Genomic DNA, 17,067 nt, shown 5'->3' with positions numbered 1-17,067 from the left:
GCGCAACGCGCCGATGAGGATTAGGTGCAGGGTGGCGAATACCGGCGCTCAGGGCGTGTTCAGCTGGGCTCCACGATCTTTCACAGATCAGATGGAGAAGTCCTCGCCGTGCCAGACGCCGGCCTCGGGCGGCCTGATGACGTGATTGGTCTGCGAGCCGTCCGCCCGGGCCTCGAGTCTGGTCACGCGGGTCAGCAACGACTGCAGGCTGACACCGACGAGGTCGGGCATCATCGAGTCGTCCGGGCTGCCGGGTCGGCTGCGGCTGATGACCTGCCCGGGCACCCCGATCACCACCGAGCTCGACGGAACCTCTTTGACCACCACGGCGTTGGCGCCGATGCGGCTGTCGTCGCCAACTTTGATCGCGCCCAGGACCTTCGCTCCAGCGCCGATGGTCACCCGATCACCGATGGTGGGATGGCGTTTCCCGCTGTCCCTGCCGCTGCCGCCGAGGGTGACGCCGTGGTAGATGGTCACGTCCTCGCCCACCTCGGCGGTCTCCCCGATCACCACCCCGGTCGCGTGGTCGATGAAGAGACCGGGGCCCAGCACGGCACCGGGATGGATCTCGACGCCGGTCAGGATCCGGGTGATTTCGGCGGTGATGCGCGCGACCAGCCGTGCGCCGCGCTGCCAGAGCCAGTGATTGATGCGGTGGGCCCAGATGGCGTGCACGCCCGGGTAGGCGAAGATCACCTGCAGTGTGGTCGGAACGGCCGGATCGCGCTCCCTGGCCGCTCGTATGTCGCGTCGGATTGCTTCGAGCATGGTTAATCGGCCAGATCGGCGAACAACGGCGTGCTGAGGTACCGCTCGCCGAAGTCGGGCAGCACCACGACGACGAGCTTTCCGGCGTTCTCGGGGCGGCGGGCCACCTGCAGGGCGGCCACCACCGCCGCCCCCGAGGAGATGCCGACCAACAGTCCCTCTTCCGAGGCCAGCCGCCGGGCCAGGGTGATGGACTCCTCGTTGCCGACGGCGATCACCTCGTCGATCAGATCCATCGCGAGCACCGGCGGGACGAACCCGGCGCCGAGGCCCTGGATGGGATGCGGCCCCTTCTGTCCGCCGGACAGCACCGGGGAGCCGGCCGGTTCCACGGCGATGAATTGCGCCGAGGGCTTGCGTTCCTTGATCACCTGAGCCACGCCGGTGATGGTGCCGCCGGTGCCCACGCCGGCGACGAAGATGTCGACCTTGCCGTCGGTGTCGCGCCACACTTCCTCCGCGGTGGTGGCGCGGTGGATCGCGGGGTTGGCCTTGTTCTCGAATTGCTGTGGCACGAAATACCGTTGGTCGCTCTTGGCCAGTTCCTCGGCCTTGGCGATGGCACCCGGCATGCCGTCGGAACCCGGCGTCAGAACGATCTCGGCGCCCAACGCGCGCAACAACATTCGTCGCTCGACGCTCATGGTCTCCGGCATGGTCAGCACGCAACGATAGCCGCGGGCCGCGGCGACCAGCGCCAGGGCGATGCCGGTGTTCCCGCTCGTCGGCTCGAGGATGATCGTGTCCGGTTTGATCAGGCCCGCCTGTTCGGCCGCGTCGATCATCGCGACCCCGATGCGGTCCTTGACGCTGTTACCCGGGTTGAAGAATTCCAGCTTGGCGACGACGTCGGCGACCGCACCTTCGGTGACCCGGTTCAGCCGGACCAACGGGGTGTTACCGATCAATTCCGTGACGTTCTCCGCGATGCTCATCTACCTATTGTCTCCAACGACGTAGGACCAGGCCTCTGCCTGCCAGCTAATATCGAACTCTATGTTCATCTCGGTGGGGATGGCTAGCGCCACCGGGGTGAAGCGTTGCGACGCTTATCCAGCGAAACCCCGGTGAGCACGCGTCCATGCAGATCGCCAACCGTTTTCGCGGTGAGCGTTATTCCCGAAGCGTTGGGCGCATGACGTCGATAGAAACCCGTGCCGGGTTCGATCGTCCCGGCGACGGCGAAGCCGTCCGCGTCTATGAGTTCGTGGCCGTCGTTCGCGCTGAGTATCAGCGGGATAGTCATGGATAGTTGATCTTCCTGGAAGGCTTTCCGCGAGCCGGCGGTGTGATTCCGCCGGGCAGATCCGGCGATACCGCCCTGAGAGGCGAGCGCGGGATTTCTACAAGGTCAGAGCGCTTGAGGAAATCAACAACACCAGCAACAGCAACAACAGTTCACGACGAGGCAGCGCGACGGGGCAAAGCGCAGCTGTACCGAGTGTTGCATGTCACCACTATAGGACATCGGGCGTGGTCGGACGTTTGGTCCAGCTCCGCTTTAGACCTGCTGGCCAGGACTTACTTGTGTCTTCGCCCGGCGCGAGCACCCGGTGCGGCGGACGGCGGGGCAAATGACCAGAGACGCGGGCGGTCGCAATCAGGGGCCACCGACCAAGCCCACAGCACCCGGTGTGCGCCGGTGGGGCCGCGTGCCGTCGTTGGTGCTGGCCTGGGACCAGCCACTCGAGGTGAGCAGGGCGCTCAACGCTAGAGGCATCGCGGGGCGCGCGGGCCATCACGGCGTGCAGCCGACCCTTCGTCGCCATGGGCTCGAGGCCACAGTGCGCCCGTCCTTCGCCATCGACCACACATTCGGGGAAATCGAATGCTCATGACGGCGGTGCGCCGGATCGCAGCGGGTGCCGCGGGTGTCGGCTGACCGCCGGGCGTATTGAGAGTCCGAATCGGGCCGCGGACAACACGGTTGGGAATTTGAACCGTTAAGTCGCTGCGCCCCACCCGAATACGCGTGACGTCAGCAGCACGATGCCGAGGGAGACGGTGGCGACGACGGTGAGCCCGATGACCGCGACCACCAGCGGACGCCACCCGGTGCGCGCGATCAGACGGATGTCGGTGTTGAGTCCCACGCCGGCGAAGGTCAGCAGGAACGCCCATTTCGAAAAGTTGGCGAGGTTGGCGGTTTGGCCTTTGGTCAGCCAGCCGGCGGTGGCGATCGCCGAGACCACCAGGAACCCGAGCACGAATTTCGGGAACTTGTTCCAGACGAACGCGGCCTTGGCCTTGGCGCCCCGCGCGATCTCGTCGGCCTGCCCCCGGCCCGCCCAAAACAGCGCGAAGCCCAGCACGACGAACCCGATCAGCGCGTTGCGGGTCGACTTCACCAGCACCGCGATCTTGCCGGCATGGTCGGAATACAGGTATCCGGTGGCCGTCGTTTCGGCGGTGTTGTCCACCGAAAGCCCGGCCCACAAACCGAATTCGTGGTCGGTGAGACCGATCGCATGGCCCAGTGGCGGCAGCACGAACAGTGACACTGCGCCCAGCGCCAGGATCGCCGCGATCGCGTAGCTGACATCGGAGTTGCGGGCCCGGATCGCGCCCTTGGCCGCGGCGATGGCCGACACCCCGCAGATGGACGTGCCTATCGCCAACAGCGAGCCGAGCTTGCCCGACAATCCGAACGCGCGGGCCACGACGATGATGATCGTTCCGGCAATGGTCATGTCCACCAGGATCTGCACCAGGCTGATCCCGCCGAGCTTGGCGATGTCGCCCAGCACGAATCGCGAACCAAGCGCCACGATCCCGACCTTCAGCCAGAATTCGTAGGTCAGCACGCCGGGGCGGAATATCGGGTGCAGACCGATGGCATTGGTGATGAGCAAACCGATCACAATCGCCCACAACACGTATTCGATGTCGGGCACGGTCCAGTGTTGCTGCTTGGCCAGTGCGTTCCACCAGATCTGGGCGTACTTGCCCAACACCCCCACCCCGATCAGGAGCAGGATGCCCGGCACATAGTCGAGCGGGCGGGTGCTGGTGAAGGTGGCTTCATCCGACGTTTCGTCGGGCTCCACCTGGACCGTGCTCACGCCGGTCACCAGGGGATCTTCGGGAGCACGTTGGCCACGGCCAGCGCGACGATCACACCGGCCACCGCGGTGGCCCACCAGTCCACCGACACCCCACCGAGCTGGGCCGTCCAATCCGGCCGCCGCGAAGCGTCGGGGTCCTTTCCGCCAGTCGGCACGCCGTTACCCACGATGACCGCTCCTCAAGCGCCCATGGCGGCGTCTCCCAGCCGCACCCGTCGACTCCGAATGGTGGCGTGCGCGCGCGCCACATCCAAGTGATTGGCTCGGGCTGAATTTAGCTCTGTCGGTCGATCAGGTTGGCAGGCCGTGCTTCTCGGCGTCGACGCGGTAGCGGTCCACCCATTCGTCGGAACGGTGGTCGGCCTGGCGCTCCAGCACCGGATCCGGCGCCAGCTGTGGGTCCAGGCCCAACGCCTCCAGGATGGAACCCACCACCTGAGTCAGGTTGCGCCACAACACCGGATACGAGATGTCCATAGGTTCGACGCCTTCTTCGGCGAACCAGTTGCGCCAGCCCTCTTCCTGCGCGCGCAGCATGGTGACGACGTGGGCGATCGCTCCCGCGTGATAGGTGGCGCGGGCGTCCCGTGCCGGATCGGGCCTGCCCCGCCAGACCCGCGTCTGCACCGCCCGCCAGAACGACACCGCCTGCGAAATCACATCGGGCCGGTAGACGTGGATCAGCAGTGGCTGCTCGCCCACCACGTCGGTGATCGCCGCCAGCAGGCCGTCTCCACTGCGATCCGGCAGGTTCTTGGCACGGTCCAGCAGCAGCGGTGTCTGGTTCCACATCAGCTTGCCGCCCCACACACCGTTGGGTGTCCGTCCGACCGTGCGGATGTAGGCGCGCCAGACCTCGGGCGGCGCCAGGTCGGGCGTGCCGACGTCCAGCGGGTCGAGCAGGCTCAGGATCGACTCGTCGTCGACGCCGGCGAACCACTCCCGTGGCTGCGGGGACTGGCTGGTGGACGGGAGGTACTGGAAGAACTCCTGTGGCTCGCCGGCCACGCCTGTGGCGCGCAGCGACTCGACCAGCAGCGTGCTGCCGCTGCGCTGCGACGCCAACACCAGATATGACGACGGGCTTCTTGTCACCGGCAGAGTGTATCCAGAACCGTCAGTTTCAATCCGGGGTCGGGCGATTACGGTCAGGCTGAAGGAAACTCTTGCCCCGAATCCGACTTACCCGAACTGTGGCGTTCGGCGACGACAGCCGAACGGGACGGTGGCCGTGGGCGCTCATCTGGTTTCAGAGCGGACGAAAAGCCGCGTAAGCGGCGCGCGCCGTGCTGCGTTGAGAAGAGTTTCATCACAATCTGTTTCGGTCAGGCTCTCGGCCTCGCCCCTCGGTCGATCCAGCCGCCTGCGTGCGCCACCGGCTGGGCATCGGTCCGTCTGCCGGAAGCCGCGACCGCGGCTGCGCGACAGGCCGACGCCAGGCAATCACGCAGGCTCGCGACCTGCCGATCCCCGTGGGCGATAGCAATTTCGGCCGGATCCGATCGGCCGTTGCTCACATTCCTTCTTGCTGATTACAAACCTGACGCCGGGCATCGCCTTGCCCGTACATTCCCTCATCTGTGCGCTCGAACAGACGCGGCGCAGGTAAACAGTGCTGTTTGTTTCAGGCCAGCGAATTACGAAGGTATAAACGCCGTTACGAAGATGGGGGTCGGGTTTGAGTCAAGGGCCGCCATCGGGTTGGGCAAGCAATGTGAACGCGACGACCCTCGCGAAGCCGATGAACGCGCTGGGCCAATTCTTTCTGCTCAGCGCCGAGGCGTTGGTCGCCGCGGTGCGTGGGCCCTGGGCGTGGCGTGAAGTCCTCGAGCAGATTTGGTTTGTCGCCCGGGTTTCCATTTTCCCGACCATCATGTTGTCGATTCCGTACACGGTGCTCATCGTGTTCGTCCTCAACATCTTGCTCGTCGAGATCGGTGCGGGCGACCTGTCCGGTGCCGGTGCCGGATTGGCCTCGGTGACCCAGGTCGGACCTGTTGTCACGGCGATGGTCGTCTCGGGCGCCGGGTCGACGGCTATGTGCGCGGACTTGGGCGCGCGAACCATCCGCGAGGAAATCGACGCGATGAAGGTCATCGGCGTCAATCCGATTCAGGCGCTGGTGGTTCCGCGCATCATCGCGGCGACGTTCGTCGCGGTTCTGCTGTACTCGGTGGTGGCAGTCACCGGGTTGACCGGCAGCTACATCTTCGTGGTGTTCGTCCAGCACGTCACGCCCGGCGCGTTCGTCGCGGGGATGACCTTGGTCACCGGGCTGCCGCAGGTGGTGATCTCACTGATCAAGGCGACGCTGTTCGGGCTGTCCGCCGGCCTGATCGCCTGCTACAAGGGTTTGTCGGTGGGCGGTGGGCCGACCGGCGTCGGCAACGCGGTGAACGAAACCGTGGTCTTCTCGTTCATGGCCTTGTTCTTCATCAACATTCTGACCACCGCGCTCGGCGTGAAGGTGACGGCCAAATGACCGATGCGGCGCGCGAGCCCTCGTGGTTCGTCACACTTGGCCCCCGCCTCGCGGATTCCACGCGGAAGCTGGGCGACCAGACCGCGTTCTACGGGCAGTCCCTGACCGCCACCGTCGATGCGGTCCGGCGCTATCCGGGAGAATTGTTGCGCCTGATCGCCGAGATGGGCATGGGCACAGGCGCATTGGCCGTCATCGGCGGCACGGTCGGCATCATCGGCTTTCTCACGCTGACCACCGGCGCCCTCGTCGCGGTGCAGGGTTACGACACGCTGTCCAACATCGGCGTCGAAGCGCTGACCGGGTTTCTCTCGGCGTTTTTGAACGTCCGGATGATCGCGCCCTGCACGGCCGGCCTGGCGCTGGCCGCCACGATCGGCGCGGGCGCGACGGCGCAACTGGGCGCGATGCGCATCAACGAGGAGATCGACGCGCTGGAGGTTATGGGCATCCGGGCCGTCACGTACCTGGCGTCCACCCGGATCATCGCCGGCATCCTGGTCGTCATCCCGCTGTACGCCGTCGCCGTGCTGATGTCGTTCATCGCCGCGAAGTTCCTCACGATCTACGTGTACGGCCAGTCACGGGGTGTCTACGAGCATTACTTCGCAACCTTTTTGCGCCCCACCGACCTGTTCTGGTCGTTCTTGGCGGCGCTGACCATGGCAGCCGGGGTGATGGTCGTGCATACGTATTACGGCTTCACCGCCACGGGTGGTCCGGCGGGTGTCGGGGAAGCAGTCGGTCGGTCGGTGCGGTCGTCGATGATCGTCACCGCCTTCGTGTGCCTGATGATCTCGCTGTCCGTCTATGGGCAGTCCGGCAACTTCAACCTGTCGGGTTGACGGGATGAGCACTCACAAGGCCGACCGGGCATTCCAGCGAAACAGGACCCGCCACAGCAAGATCGACCCGATCTGGTGGGCGCCCACCCTGTTCATTCTGATCGGGAGCCTGATCGCGATGACCGCGGCCTCGTTCTCGGGCAAATTCCAGGCCTTCGTGCCGCTCACGCTGGTATCGGACCGTGCCGGTCTGGTGATGGAAGACGGCGCCAAGGTCAAGCTGCGTGGCGTCCAGGTGGGACAGGTCGCCTCGATCGGCACCGACGTGAAGACGGCTCGGTTGCAACTGAAGATCCAACCGGACGCCTTCAAGTATCTGCCGAGCAACCTCGAGGCCGAGATCAAGTCCACCACCGCGTTCGGCTCCAAATACGTCGATCTGATCGTTCCCGACCATCCCAGCGCCACGTCCCTGAAGCCCGGCGCGCTGCTGCACTCGCGCAACGTCACCGTGGAGGTCAACACCGTCTTCGAGAATCTGCAGTCGGTCGTCCAGGCGATCGACCCGGCAAAGCTGAACGCGATCTTGTCGGCCTTCGCGCAATCGGTGCGCGGCAAGGGCGAGCGGCTCGGACAAGCAATCACCGACGCCAATAACGTGCTGCTCACCGTCAACCCGCGAATGGACACCATCGGCAAGGACTGGCGGCTGTTCGGCAAGACCACCGCCATCTATTCCGATGCGGCCCAGAACATCCTGTCCGTCCTGGACTCGGCGACGACGACCAGCACGACCATCACGGATGACCAGCGCTCGCTGGATTCGTTGTTGCTGTCGGCGATCGGCTTCAGCCAGACCGGCATCAACGTGATCGGCCGCAACGAGTCGAACATCGTGCGGTCCATGAACCTGCTCGACCCGACGACGGCGCTGCTGGAGAAGTACTCGCCGACCTATACCTGCCTTTTCCAGGGTGCGCAATGGTATGTCGATCACGGTGGACGAGACGCGTTGGGCGGCAACGGTTATTCGGTGATCCTCGATTCAGCACTGCTGTTCGGCGACGACCCGTACCGCTATCCGAAACACCTGCCCAAGGTGAACGCCACCGGCGGGCCGGGCGGCAAGCCGAGCTGCGGTTCGCTGCCCGACCCCAGCGCGAACTTCCCGGTGCGGGCGCTGGTCACCGATACCGGCTGGGGGGCGGCCCCGAATGAGATCCGCACCAACGTGGCCGCGGGTAATCCATGGTGGGCCAACTGGTTCCCCACCACCAAGAACCCTCCGGAAGGGCCTCGCTACTTCTGGCGCGGGGGGCAGCCGCCGCCATGAGAAGGAAACTATCCAGCATCATCCTGCGCGTCGGGATCTTCACGGCGGTGTGCCTGCTGTTCACCTTTGCGCTGATCGCGGTGTTTGGGCAGTTGCGGTTCGAGGACCGCACCGACTACCGCGCGATTTTCACCAACATCTCCGGTCTGAAGTCGGGCAACTTCGTGCGGATCGCCGGGGTGGAGGTCGGCAAGGTCGGCGACCTGAGCCTGCACCGTGACGGCACGGTCACCGTCGACTTCGAGGTGGACAAAGGCGTTCGACTCAGCGAGGGCACCAAGGCCGTCGTGCGTTACGAAAACCTGATCGGTGACCGCTATCTCGCGCTCGAGGAGGGCCCGGGGCCGCCGCGCCGGCTGCCGCCCGGCGCGACCATCCCGCTGGCCCGGACGTCGCCCGCGCTCGACCTCGACGCATTGATCGGTGGTTTCCGTCCGTTGTTCCGCGCCCTGGACCCCGATCAGGTCAACGCCCTGTCGGGTCAACTGTTGCGGATCTTTCAGGGGCAGGGCGGCACGCTGGCGTCGGTGTTGTCGCAAACCTCGATACTGACCTCGACCCTGGCCGGGCGCAGCGAGCTGATCGGCCAGCTGATCACCAACCTCAACACCGTGCTGCACACCTTCGCCACCCGCGATCGCGAGTTCTCCGACGGCGTGGACAAGCTGGCCGAACTGGTGGACGGGCTGACCCAGCGCAGAAACGACATCTCCACGGGCCTCGCCTACATCAACGCGGCCGCGGGTTCGATCACCGATCTGCTCGCCCAGTCCCGCCAGCCGATCAAAGACGTTGTGCACGAGACGGATCGCGTGTCCGGACAGGTGCTCTCCGACAAAGAGTACGTCGACAAACTGCTCAAGGATCTCCCGGACATCTACCAGGTGCTCGCCCGGCAGGGCCTCAACGGTGACTATTTCGGCTTCTACTTCTGCGAGGTATTGCTCAAGCTGAACGGTAAGGGGGGCAACCCCATCTTCGTCAAGCTGTTGGGCCAGCCCAGCGGGCGGTGCACGCCGCAATGAAGCTGAAAATCCCCAAGGTCAAATCGGCCGACCGGCGAAACCCTTTCGTGCTGGGCGTGATGGGAACCGTCATCCTGGCATGCGTGACCATCGTCGCCTTCCAGTACAACAAGTTGCCGTTCATCAAGAACACCGATGACTACGCGGCGTATTTCTCCGAAGCCGGCGGAATCAAACCCGGTAGCACCGTGCGGGTTTCGGGCATGGGTGTGGGCCGGGTCTCCGACCTTCGCCTGGAGGGCACCAAGGTCCGGGTGGGGTTCACCGTGCGCAAGGGCGTCGAGCTGGGGGAGCGCACCGAGGCGGCGATCAAGACCGAAACCATACTGGGCGCCAAGATGCTCGAGCTGACGCCGCGCGGCGGCGGGAAGCTGTCGGGCACCATTCCCCTCGAGCGCACCACCTCGCCGTATGAATTGCCCGACGCTCTGGGCGATCTGACGACCACCATCAGCGGCCTGGACACCGCCCAATTGTCCACGGCCCTCAGCACGTTGGCCAACACCCTCAAGGCGACGCCGGCCAGCCTCAGGCCCGCATTGGAGGGTGTCGCCCGCTTCTCCGACACCCTCAACGGCCGGGACGCGCAGCTACGCGGCCTGCTGGGCAACGCCAACAAGGTGTCGGCGGTGCTGGGCAAGCGCAGCCAGCAGATCGCCGGACTGGTGGCGAATTCCAACGCGCTGCTGGCCGCCCTGCTGGACGAAAGAGATTCGCTGGACGCCCTGATGAACAACCTGACCGCGGTTTCGCATCAGATCTCGGGGCTGGTCAACGACAACAGGACCAAACTGAAACCCGCCCTGGACAAACTCAACGGCGTGCTGGAAATCCTGGACAACCGCAAGGAAGACATCCAGAAGACGCTGCCCAAGTTCAAGCGCTACGCGATGTCCTTCGGCGAATGCCTTGGCTCCGGACCGTTTTTCAAGGCCTACGTTGCCAACCTGGTTCCCGGCCAGATCGGCGGCCCGGTGCTCGACGCGGACATGTACGACCGATTCCTGGACCCCAACCAGAAGCTGCCGTCGGAGGCGGTGGACCCGCCCACCGGAACCCCGCCCGTACCGCCGGAGAACGCGCCGGTGCCGCTGTGGTCGCAGCCGCCGTCGCCGCCGCCGTCCACCCCGCCAATCCGGACCATACCGCCGCCCTCGCCGCACGAATTCGATTCGCCATGAACATCAGTCGGGGCACCCTTCAGAAGGCAACCGCCGCCAGCCTGATCCTGACGCTGGTCGTGGCATCGTTTCTGGTTGGCAACAAACTGTGGAAAGACGTCGAAAAAAACACGTACTCGGCATATTTCACCGAGGCCAACGGCCTGTTCGTCGGCGACGAGATCCGCATCCTCGGCGTCGCCGTCGGTGTGGTCGACAAGATCGAGCCCCAGCCGGCCAGCTCGAAGGTGACGTTCTCGGTCGACAAGCAGTATTCGATCCCCGCCGATGCTCGCGCCGCGATCCTGTCGCCGTCGCTGGTGACCTCGCGGGCGATCCAGCTCGTCCCGGCGTACTCCGGCGGCCCCAGACTCAGCGCCGGCGCCTCGATCCCCTTGAGCCGCACCGCGGTTCCCGTCGAATGGGACGACTTCCGCAAGCAGCTGGAGAAGCTGACCGACGCCCTGCAGCCCACCAGCCCAGGCGGGGTCAATTCCGTCGGCGAGTTCATCGACTCGGCGGCGGACAACGTCCGCGGCCAGGGGGACACCGCCCACGACACCGTGATCAAGCTTTCCGAGGCGATCTCGGCGCTCGGCGATCACGCCGACGACATCTTCAGCACGGTGCGTAACCTGCAGCTGCTGGTGTCCGCACTGTACTCCAGCAGCGATCTGCTGGCCTCGTTCAACCAGAACCTTGCCGGCGTGACGACGCTGCTGTCCAACACCCCCAACGAAGTCGGCAACGCGTTGAAGTCGTTGGACGGCGCGCTCACCGATGTGCGTGATTTTCTCGCCGAGAACCGCGAAGCGGCGGGCGTCACCTTCGACCGGTTGGGTTCCATCACAACGGCGCTCAACGACAGCCGCGGCGACATCAAGCAGATCCTGCACATCGCCCCGACCGTGTTCCAGAACTTCCTGAACATCTACCAGCCGGCCCAGAGCGCGATGACCGGCATCCTGGCCCTGAACAACTTCGCCGACATTCCGCAGTTCATCTGCAGCTCGATCGAGGCCGCGTCGCGGGCACGCCTGGCGCGGGTGTCGAAGCTGTGCCTGCAATACCTCAACCCGATCATCAAAAACCGCATCTACAACTACATTCCGGCGGGCATCAACCCGTTCGTCGGGACGCAGGCCCGGCCCAGCGAGATCACCTACAGCGAGGACTGGCTGCGGCCCGGGTACACGCCCCCGCCACCGCCCGACGCACCCGCGCCACCGGACGGCGCGCCACCGCCTCCCGAGCAGCCGGCGCCGGCCGACCAGCCGCAACCGGCCGAAGCCCCGCCTGCGCGGCCGTCGAACACGACCAGCTCCATCGAGGTGCTGCAGAACCTGATGCTTGCGACGGGGCAGCCATGAGACGCGCAGCGGCCGCAGTCCTCGGGCTGATATGCGTGGTCACCCTGTCGGCGTGTGGTTGGCGCGGTCTGAACTCCTTCAGCCTGCCCGGTACCGCCGGCGGGGGACCGGGCTCGTACACGATTCAGGCGCAGATGCCCGATGTGGTCACCATCCAGGAGAACACCCGGGTCCGGGTCGACGACGTCAACGTCGGCAACGTCACCAAGATCGAACTGCAGGATTGGCATGCGCTGGTCACCATGCGGATCGACGGCAACGTGCACCTGCCGGCCAATTCGACCGCCAAGCTCGGGCAGACCAGCCTGCTCGGTTCGATGCATATCGAACTCGCGACGCCCAAAGGGGAGGCGCCGGTAGGCCAACTCAAGGCTGGGTCGGTCATTCCGTTGTCGCGCGCGAGCCTGTACCCCACCACCGAGCAGACGTTGGCCTCGGTGTCGATCCTGTTGAACGGCGGGGGAATAGGCCAGCTGCAGCAAATCACCCAGGCGGTCGCCAGGGCATTCGCCGGACGTGAGAACGACATGCGAAGCCTGCTCAGCCAGATCGACGAATTCATTGCGCGCACCAACGACCAGACCGACGACATCATCGCCGCCGCAGAGAATCTCAACTCTCTGGTTGGGCAGGTCGCCGCGAACGACACGGTCGTGGACAAAGCCTTGACGTCGGTCCCCAAAGCGCTGGACGTGTTGGCCAAGGAGCGCACCAAGATCGCCGACACAATCGACCAGGTCGGCAAATTCAGCGCGATCGCCGCCGACACCATCCACCAGAGCCGCGAATCCCTGGTCAACAACCTGCGCAACATCGCACCGGTGCTGCGGTCGCTCGCCGATGCGGGACCCTCCCTCACCAAGGGGCTGGACGGCCTGGTGACCTATCCGTGGCCGGCATCCACCGTGCGGAACTGGTTCCGCGGCGACTACGCCAACCTCACCCTGGTCGTCGATCTGACGTTGAGCCGCATCGACCAAGGGCTGTTCACCGGCTCGCGCTGGGAAGGCAACCTCACCCAACTCGAACTGCAATGGGGTCGCACCATCGGCATGCAGCCGAGCCCGGTCACCGGGGGTAACCCGCTGACCTATCCGTACCATTTCGGGGGATACTGAATGCTTCGGCTGAATCGCCGGACGTGGATCCAGTTGTCAATCCTGACACTGGTGACCGTCTTGTCTTGTGGCGCAATGGCGTTCAACTTCATGAAACTGCCCGCTACGTTGTTCGGGATCGGGGAGTACAAGGTCATCGTCGATCTGCCGCAATCCGGTGGGCTCTACCAGACCTCGGTCGTCACCTACCGCGGCACCGACGTGGGTCAGGTCAAATCGGTCGGCGTCACCGCCACGGGGGTGCGCGCGGTGCTGGCCCTGCGATCGGGAGTCAAGGTGCCCTCCGACGTGCAGGCGTCGGTGCACAGCCGGTCGGCGATCGGCGAGCAGTACATCGAACTGACCCCACACCCCGGCAAGGACGGCGAACGCTCCCGCACGCTGCGTGACGGCGATGTCATCACCGCCGGACACGTCGATGTGCCCGTCGACATCGGGCACCTGCTTGACGTGACCAACCGTGCGCTGCAAGCGATTCCACGCGACAACTTGCGCGCGGTGATTGACGAGACCAATCGGGCGGTCGGTGGTCTGGGGCCGGAACTATCCCGGATCGTCGACGGCTCGACGGCGCTGGCCATCGCCGGAGGCCGCACCGTCGACCCACTTGCCGCCCTCATCGACCAGTCGCCGGCGGTACTCGATTCGCAGGTGCAGACATCCGATGCCATCGCCACGTGGGCCGGCCGCACCGCGGCCGTCATGGCGCAATTCAAGGCCCAGGATGCCGCGGTGCGAGACCTGTTGACGCAGGGCACTTCCGGCATCGAGGAGGGCCGCGCGATGCTGGACCGGGTGGCGCCGGCGCTGCCGGTGCTCTTCGCCAATCTGGTGAGCCTCGGCGACATCGCCGTCGTCTACCGCCACGACATCGAGCAACTGCTGGTCCTGCTCCCGCAGGGCATCGCGGCCATGGCGGCCATCGTCGTGCCCAGTTCCAACACCAAGCAGGAGTACCGGGGCGCCCAGCTGGACTTCAACCTCAACCTCAACCTGCCGCCACCCTGCACCACCGGCTACCTGCCGCCGCAGCAGCGCCGCTCGCCGGCCAGGGTCGACGCGCCGGACCGGCCGGCCGCGGACCTGTTCTGCCGGGTACCGCAGGATTCGGAGTTCAATGTCCGTGGCGTGCGGAACATTCCGTGTGAGAGCAAGCCATGGAAGAGGGCACCCACGGTAGAGCTGTGCGAAAGCGATGAGGAGTACGTGCCGCTCAACGACGGCTACAACTGGAAGGGCGACCCGAACGCCACCACCAGTGGTCAGGGCGTGCCGCTCTATCCGCCGGGGCAAGATCCAAGACTGCCGCCGCCGCGTGGCACCGCCGCGGCGCCAGGGGCGCCGCCCCCGCCGGCCGCGGTCGCGACCTATGACCCGGCCACCGGCGACTACATCGGGCCCGACGGCCGCCGCTATACCCAATCGGACCTGGCCCACCCGCGTGCCAAGAACTGGCAGCAACTACTTGTCCCGCAACCCTGACAGTGTGAAGGAGCACCATGGCGGACACACCCGACATCCCCACGACGGAGGAAACCGTCGACGCGCCAACGGCAATCGACGTCACCGAGGACGTCGACGTGACCGACACCGAGGAGGCTGAAAAACTCCACGCCGAAGACGGCGGCGAGGGTGAGACCCCATCCGCGGGCCGGCTCACGCGGTGGCGCGAGCGTGTCCAGCGGCGGCGGCCGTCTCGCGTCGGGACGGCATTGGTGGCCAGCGCCGTCATCGTGGCCGCGCTGGCCGGCTTGAGTGGTTGGCTCGGATACCGGGCCTACCAAAAGCACGACGCCCAGGCCCGACAGAACCTGTACGTTGCCGCGGCCCGCCAGGGCGCGGTGAACCTCACCACGATCAACTACACCCAGGTCGACGCCGACGTGCAGCGCATCCTCGATGTGGCCACCGGCGCATTCCGGGACGACTTCGAACAGCGGGCCAAGCCGTTCGAGGAGGTCGTCAAGGCGGCACAGTCCAAATCGGAAGGGACGGTCACCGATGCCGGCCTGGAATCCCAGCGCGGCGACTCCGCCCAGGTATTGGTGGCGGTCGCGGTGAAGTCGCGCACCGCCGGCGGTGAAGAGGCGCCCCGGGAATGGCGCATGCGCATCGAGGTTCGCTCGGTCGGCGATGACGCCAAGGTCTCGAACGTGGTGTTCGTGCCATGACGACACTGAAGGAAGATGTGAAAGTAGATACCGTCGACCAGGAATCGGATTCGGCAACCAAAGACGCACACCAGGAACCGGAGACCACCGAGCCGGACGAATCGCCGGTCGAGGCGCGACCGAAGGCCGAGCGGACAAAGCGCCGCATCGCGTGGCCGCGGGTGTTCGCCTACGGGATATTGCCCGGGATCGCATTGGTGTTGGCGCTCGGCGCGGGATACCTCAAGTGGTCGGCGGGGACAGCCGACGACCTTGCGCTGGCCCGAGTCGAATCGGTGCAGGCCGCCCGCGAAGACGCCGTCGCGTTGTTGTCCTATCACGCCGACACGGTGGACAAAGACCTCGCCGCGGCGCGCGAACGGCTGACCGGCGAGTTCAAGGACGCCTACGCCGAGCTGACACGCCAGGTCGTCGTTCCCGGTGCGAAAGAAAAGCAGATCTCGTCAATCGCCAAAGTCAATGCGGCGGCTTCGGTTTCGGCGACCGAAAACCACGCCGTGGCCCTGGTCTACGTCGATCAGACCGTGACCATCGGTGCGGGCGCTCCCACCGACACCCAGCCCGTCGTGCGGATGACCCTGGACAAGGTCAACGGCCGATGGCTGGTTTCGCGCTTCGACCCCGTGTGACCCGGGGAACCGTCATGGAAGTATCGGTACGCCGTTGCGCCCGGGTACTGCCCGTCGGCGTGGTGCTGGTGGGGGCAGCCACCTTGGTGGCGCCCGCCGCGCACGCCGACAACAAGCGGCTCAACAGCGCGGTGGTCTCGGCCGTCTACACCCTTCAGCACCAGGCGGGCTGCACGAACGACGTCGTCAGGAACAACGCCCTCACGCTGGCCGCCCAATGGCACGCCGATGACATGATCAACAACCGAAACATCAATGGCGACACGGGTTCCGATGGTTCCACGCCGCAAGACCGCGCCAGCGCCGCCGGCTTTCGCGGCAGGGCCGCCGAGACCGTGGCGATCAACCCGGCCATCGCCATCAGCAGCCTCGAACTGGTCAACCAGTGGTACTACAACCCGGACGACATGGCGATCATCCGCGACTGCGCCAACAACACCATCGGGGTGTGGTCGGACAACAGCATCGACCGCACCGTGGTGGTGGCGGTGTACGGGCAGCCGGATCCGCCCACGCGGTAGACGTGAGTGCCTAGCCTGCCGCATCGGTCACCGTATTGAGCGCGGACAGAACCGTTTCGGGGTCGGATGTGGCGCCGCGGTTGTAGGGCAGTCTGGACAGGGCCGTGGCCATCGCGCACGTATCGGTCAGGGCGGCGAATGTCAGCCCGCCACCGATCGCGGCTGCCACCCATTTGAGCCAGGGGAGCGCGGCACTGCCCAGTACCGACGACAGCACGACGGACCCGGCGACGAGTCGCACCTGACGTTCCAGATCCCAACGCTGGGCGCCACGGTCGACGGCGAAGCCCAGCCCTTCCCAGTCGACGATCCCGTTCTCGAGGACGCGCCCGCCGGTCAAACCGGCGTTGCGCAACAGTGTTTGGGCCTTGGTGGAACGTTGTCCCGAACGGCACACCAGGACGACCTCCCGGTCCCCGTCCAAGAGCTGGGCGACCTCACGGGTGTGATCGCCCAGCACGTCCAGGGGCACGTTGTAGGACCCGGATATGTGGGACGTTTCGAACTCCGCGGGTGTCCGCACGTCGACGATGCGCGGAGCGGCGGAAGACTCGAGCTGCTTGCGCAGCTCGGCCGACGTGATGGCGTCGGCGGTCGGTGCGCTCATGTGATTCCCTCCCCTTGTGGTCGCCTCATC

18 protein-coding genes and 1 pseudogene are annotated in these 17,067 nt (G+C 65.7%); 12 read left to right on the top strand and 7 right to left on the bottom strand.

The genetic code is table 11. The features are described 5' to 3' along the window. Nucleotides 1–87: 87 nt before the first annotated feature. The 3 genes from cysE to ACZYVJ_RS05620 all read right to left on the bottom strand — a co-directional run bounded on the left by cysE (nucleotide 88) and on the right by ACZYVJ_RS05620 (nucleotide 2,017). Entirely contained in the window at nucleotides 88–771 is a 684-nt protein-coding gene (cysE, locus tag ACZYVJ_RS05630; protein WP_463830122.1) for a serine O-acetyltransferase, read from the bottom strand. Between the two features lie 2 nt (nucleotides 772–773). After that, nucleotides 774–1,706 (bottom strand): cysteine synthase A, encoded by a 933-nt coding sequence (cysK, locus tag ACZYVJ_RS05625; protein ID WP_463830121.1) that lies wholly within the window; start codon nucleotides 1,704–1,706, stop codon nucleotides 774–776. Between the two features lie 83 nt (nucleotides 1,707–1,789). After that, complete coding sequence (locus ACZYVJ_RS05620) at nucleotides 1,790–2,017, bottom strand: hypothetical protein (RefSeq protein WP_463830120.1); 228 nt, start codon at nucleotides 2,015–2,017, stop codon at nucleotides 1,790–1,792. A 364-nt stretch (nucleotides 2,018–2,381) separates the two neighbouring features. On the opposite strand from ACZYVJ_RS05620, the pseudogene ACZYVJ_RS05615 reads away from it, so the two are divergent. After that, nucleotides 2,382–2,653 (top strand): annotated as a pseudogene (locus tag ACZYVJ_RS05615) (aminotransferase class V-fold PLP-dependent enzyme); the annotation flags it as partial. A 61-nt stretch (nucleotides 2,654–2,714) separates the two neighbouring features. Here the strand turns inward: ACZYVJ_RS05615 and ACZYVJ_RS05610 are convergent. The 3 genes from ACZYVJ_RS05610 to stf0 form a co-directional block, all read right to left on the bottom strand. Then, complete coding sequence (locus ACZYVJ_RS05610) at nucleotides 2,715–3,845, bottom strand: YeiH family protein (RefSeq protein ID WP_463832854.1); 1,131 nt, start codon at nucleotides 3,843–3,845, stop codon at nucleotides 2,715–2,717. After that, the gene (locus tag ACZYVJ_RS05605) at nucleotides 3,839–4,003 is read right to left on the bottom strand and encodes a hypothetical protein (protein ID WP_463833091.1); all 165 of its coding nucleotides are present in this window, start codon (nucleotides 4,001–4,003) and stop codon (nucleotides 3,839–3,841) included. The genes ACZYVJ_RS05610 and ACZYVJ_RS05605 overlap by 7 nt, the downstream gene beginning before the upstream one ends. A 124-nt stretch (nucleotides 4,004–4,127) precedes the next feature. Further along, complete coding sequence (gene stf0 / locus ACZYVJ_RS05600; RefSeq protein WP_463830119.1) at nucleotides 4,128–4,931, bottom strand: trehalose 2-sulfotransferase; 804 nt, start codon at nucleotides 4,929–4,931, stop codon at nucleotides 4,128–4,130. 619 nt (nucleotides 4,932–5,550) lie between these two features. On the opposite strand from stf0, the gene ACZYVJ_RS05595 reads away from it, so the two are divergent. The 11 genes from ACZYVJ_RS05595 to ACZYVJ_RS05545 are packed head-to-tail and all read left to right on the top strand — an operon-like array spanning nucleotide 5,551 to nucleotide 16,430. Continuing rightward, nucleotides 5,551–6,318: an MlaE family ABC transporter permease gene (locus ACZYVJ_RS05595; protein WP_083095809.1), complete on the top strand. Its 768-nt coding sequence runs from the start codon at nucleotides 5,551–5,553 to the stop codon at nucleotides 6,316–6,318. Further along, nucleotides 6,315–7,163, top strand: a complete 849-nt coding sequence (locus ACZYVJ_RS05590; protein ID WP_463830118.1) for an ABC transporter permease — start codon at nucleotides 6,315–6,317, stop codon at nucleotides 7,161–7,163. Before ACZYVJ_RS05595 ends, ACZYVJ_RS05590 begins: the two co-directional genes overlap by 4 nt. Before the next feature lie 4 nt (nucleotides 7,164–7,167). Beyond that, a complete protein-coding gene (locus ACZYVJ_RS05585; RefSeq protein WP_463830117.1) occupies nucleotides 7,168–8,436 on the top strand; it encodes an MCE family protein in 1,269 nt (422 codons plus the stop codon). Beyond that, nucleotides 8,433–9,461: an MCE family protein gene (locus tag ACZYVJ_RS05580; RefSeq protein WP_463830116.1), complete on the top strand. Its 1,029-nt coding sequence runs from the start codon at nucleotides 8,433–8,435 to the stop codon at nucleotides 9,459–9,461. Before ACZYVJ_RS05585 ends, ACZYVJ_RS05580 begins: the two co-directional genes overlap by 4 nt. Then, complete coding sequence (locus ACZYVJ_RS05575) at nucleotides 9,458–10,642, top strand: MCE family protein (protein WP_463830115.1); 1,185 nt, start codon at nucleotides 9,458–9,460, stop codon at nucleotides 10,640–10,642. The genes ACZYVJ_RS05580 and ACZYVJ_RS05575 overlap by 4 nt, the downstream gene beginning before the upstream one ends. Continuing rightward, the gene (locus tag ACZYVJ_RS05570) at nucleotides 10,639–11,991 is read left to right on the top strand and encodes an MCE family protein (protein ID WP_463830114.1); all 1,353 of its coding nucleotides are present in this window, start codon (nucleotides 10,639–10,641) and stop codon (nucleotides 11,989–11,991) included. Before ACZYVJ_RS05575 ends, ACZYVJ_RS05570 begins: the two co-directional genes overlap by 4 nt. Then, nucleotides 11,988–13,109 (top strand): MCE family protein, encoded by a 1,122-nt coding sequence (locus ACZYVJ_RS05565; protein WP_463830113.1) that lies wholly within the window; start codon nucleotides 11,988–11,990, stop codon nucleotides 13,107–13,109. The genes ACZYVJ_RS05570 and ACZYVJ_RS05565 overlap by 4 nt, the downstream gene beginning before the upstream one ends. Further along, complete coding sequence (locus ACZYVJ_RS05560; RefSeq protein ID WP_463830112.1) at nucleotides 13,110–14,591, top strand: MCE family protein; 1,482 nt, start codon at nucleotides 13,110–13,112, stop codon at nucleotides 14,589–14,591. It abuts the gene before it with no gap. A gap of 17 nt (nucleotides 14,592–14,608) precedes the next feature. Next, a complete protein-coding gene (locus ACZYVJ_RS05555) occupies nucleotides 14,609–15,280 on the top strand; it encodes an Mce protein (RefSeq protein WP_463830111.1) in 672 nt (223 codons plus the stop codon). Next, nucleotides 15,277–15,909, top strand: coding sequence for a hypothetical protein (locus tag ACZYVJ_RS05550; protein ID WP_463830110.1), 633 nt, complete (start codon nucleotides 15,277–15,279; stop codon nucleotides 15,907–15,909). Before ACZYVJ_RS05555 ends, ACZYVJ_RS05550 begins: the two co-directional genes overlap by 4 nt. Before the next feature lie 14 nt (nucleotides 15,910–15,923). Then, nucleotides 15,924–16,430, top strand: coding sequence for a CAP domain-containing protein (locus ACZYVJ_RS05545; protein WP_463830109.1), 507 nt, complete (start codon nucleotides 15,924–15,926; stop codon nucleotides 16,428–16,430). A 10-nt stretch (nucleotides 16,431–16,440) separates the two neighbouring features. Here the strand turns inward: ACZYVJ_RS05545 and ACZYVJ_RS05540 are convergent, their stop codons facing one another. Beyond that, entirely contained in the window at nucleotides 16,441–17,037 is a 597-nt protein-coding gene (locus ACZYVJ_RS05540; protein WP_463830108.1) for a rhodanese-like domain-containing protein, read from the bottom strand. Nucleotides 17,038–17,067 lie beyond the last annotated feature (30 nt).

This window comes from Mycobacterium sp. IDUB_3, from assembly GCF_055419585.1.
Note: the sequence above shows the minus strand (reverse complement) of the source record. Positions and strands in the feature narration are given on the sequence as shown.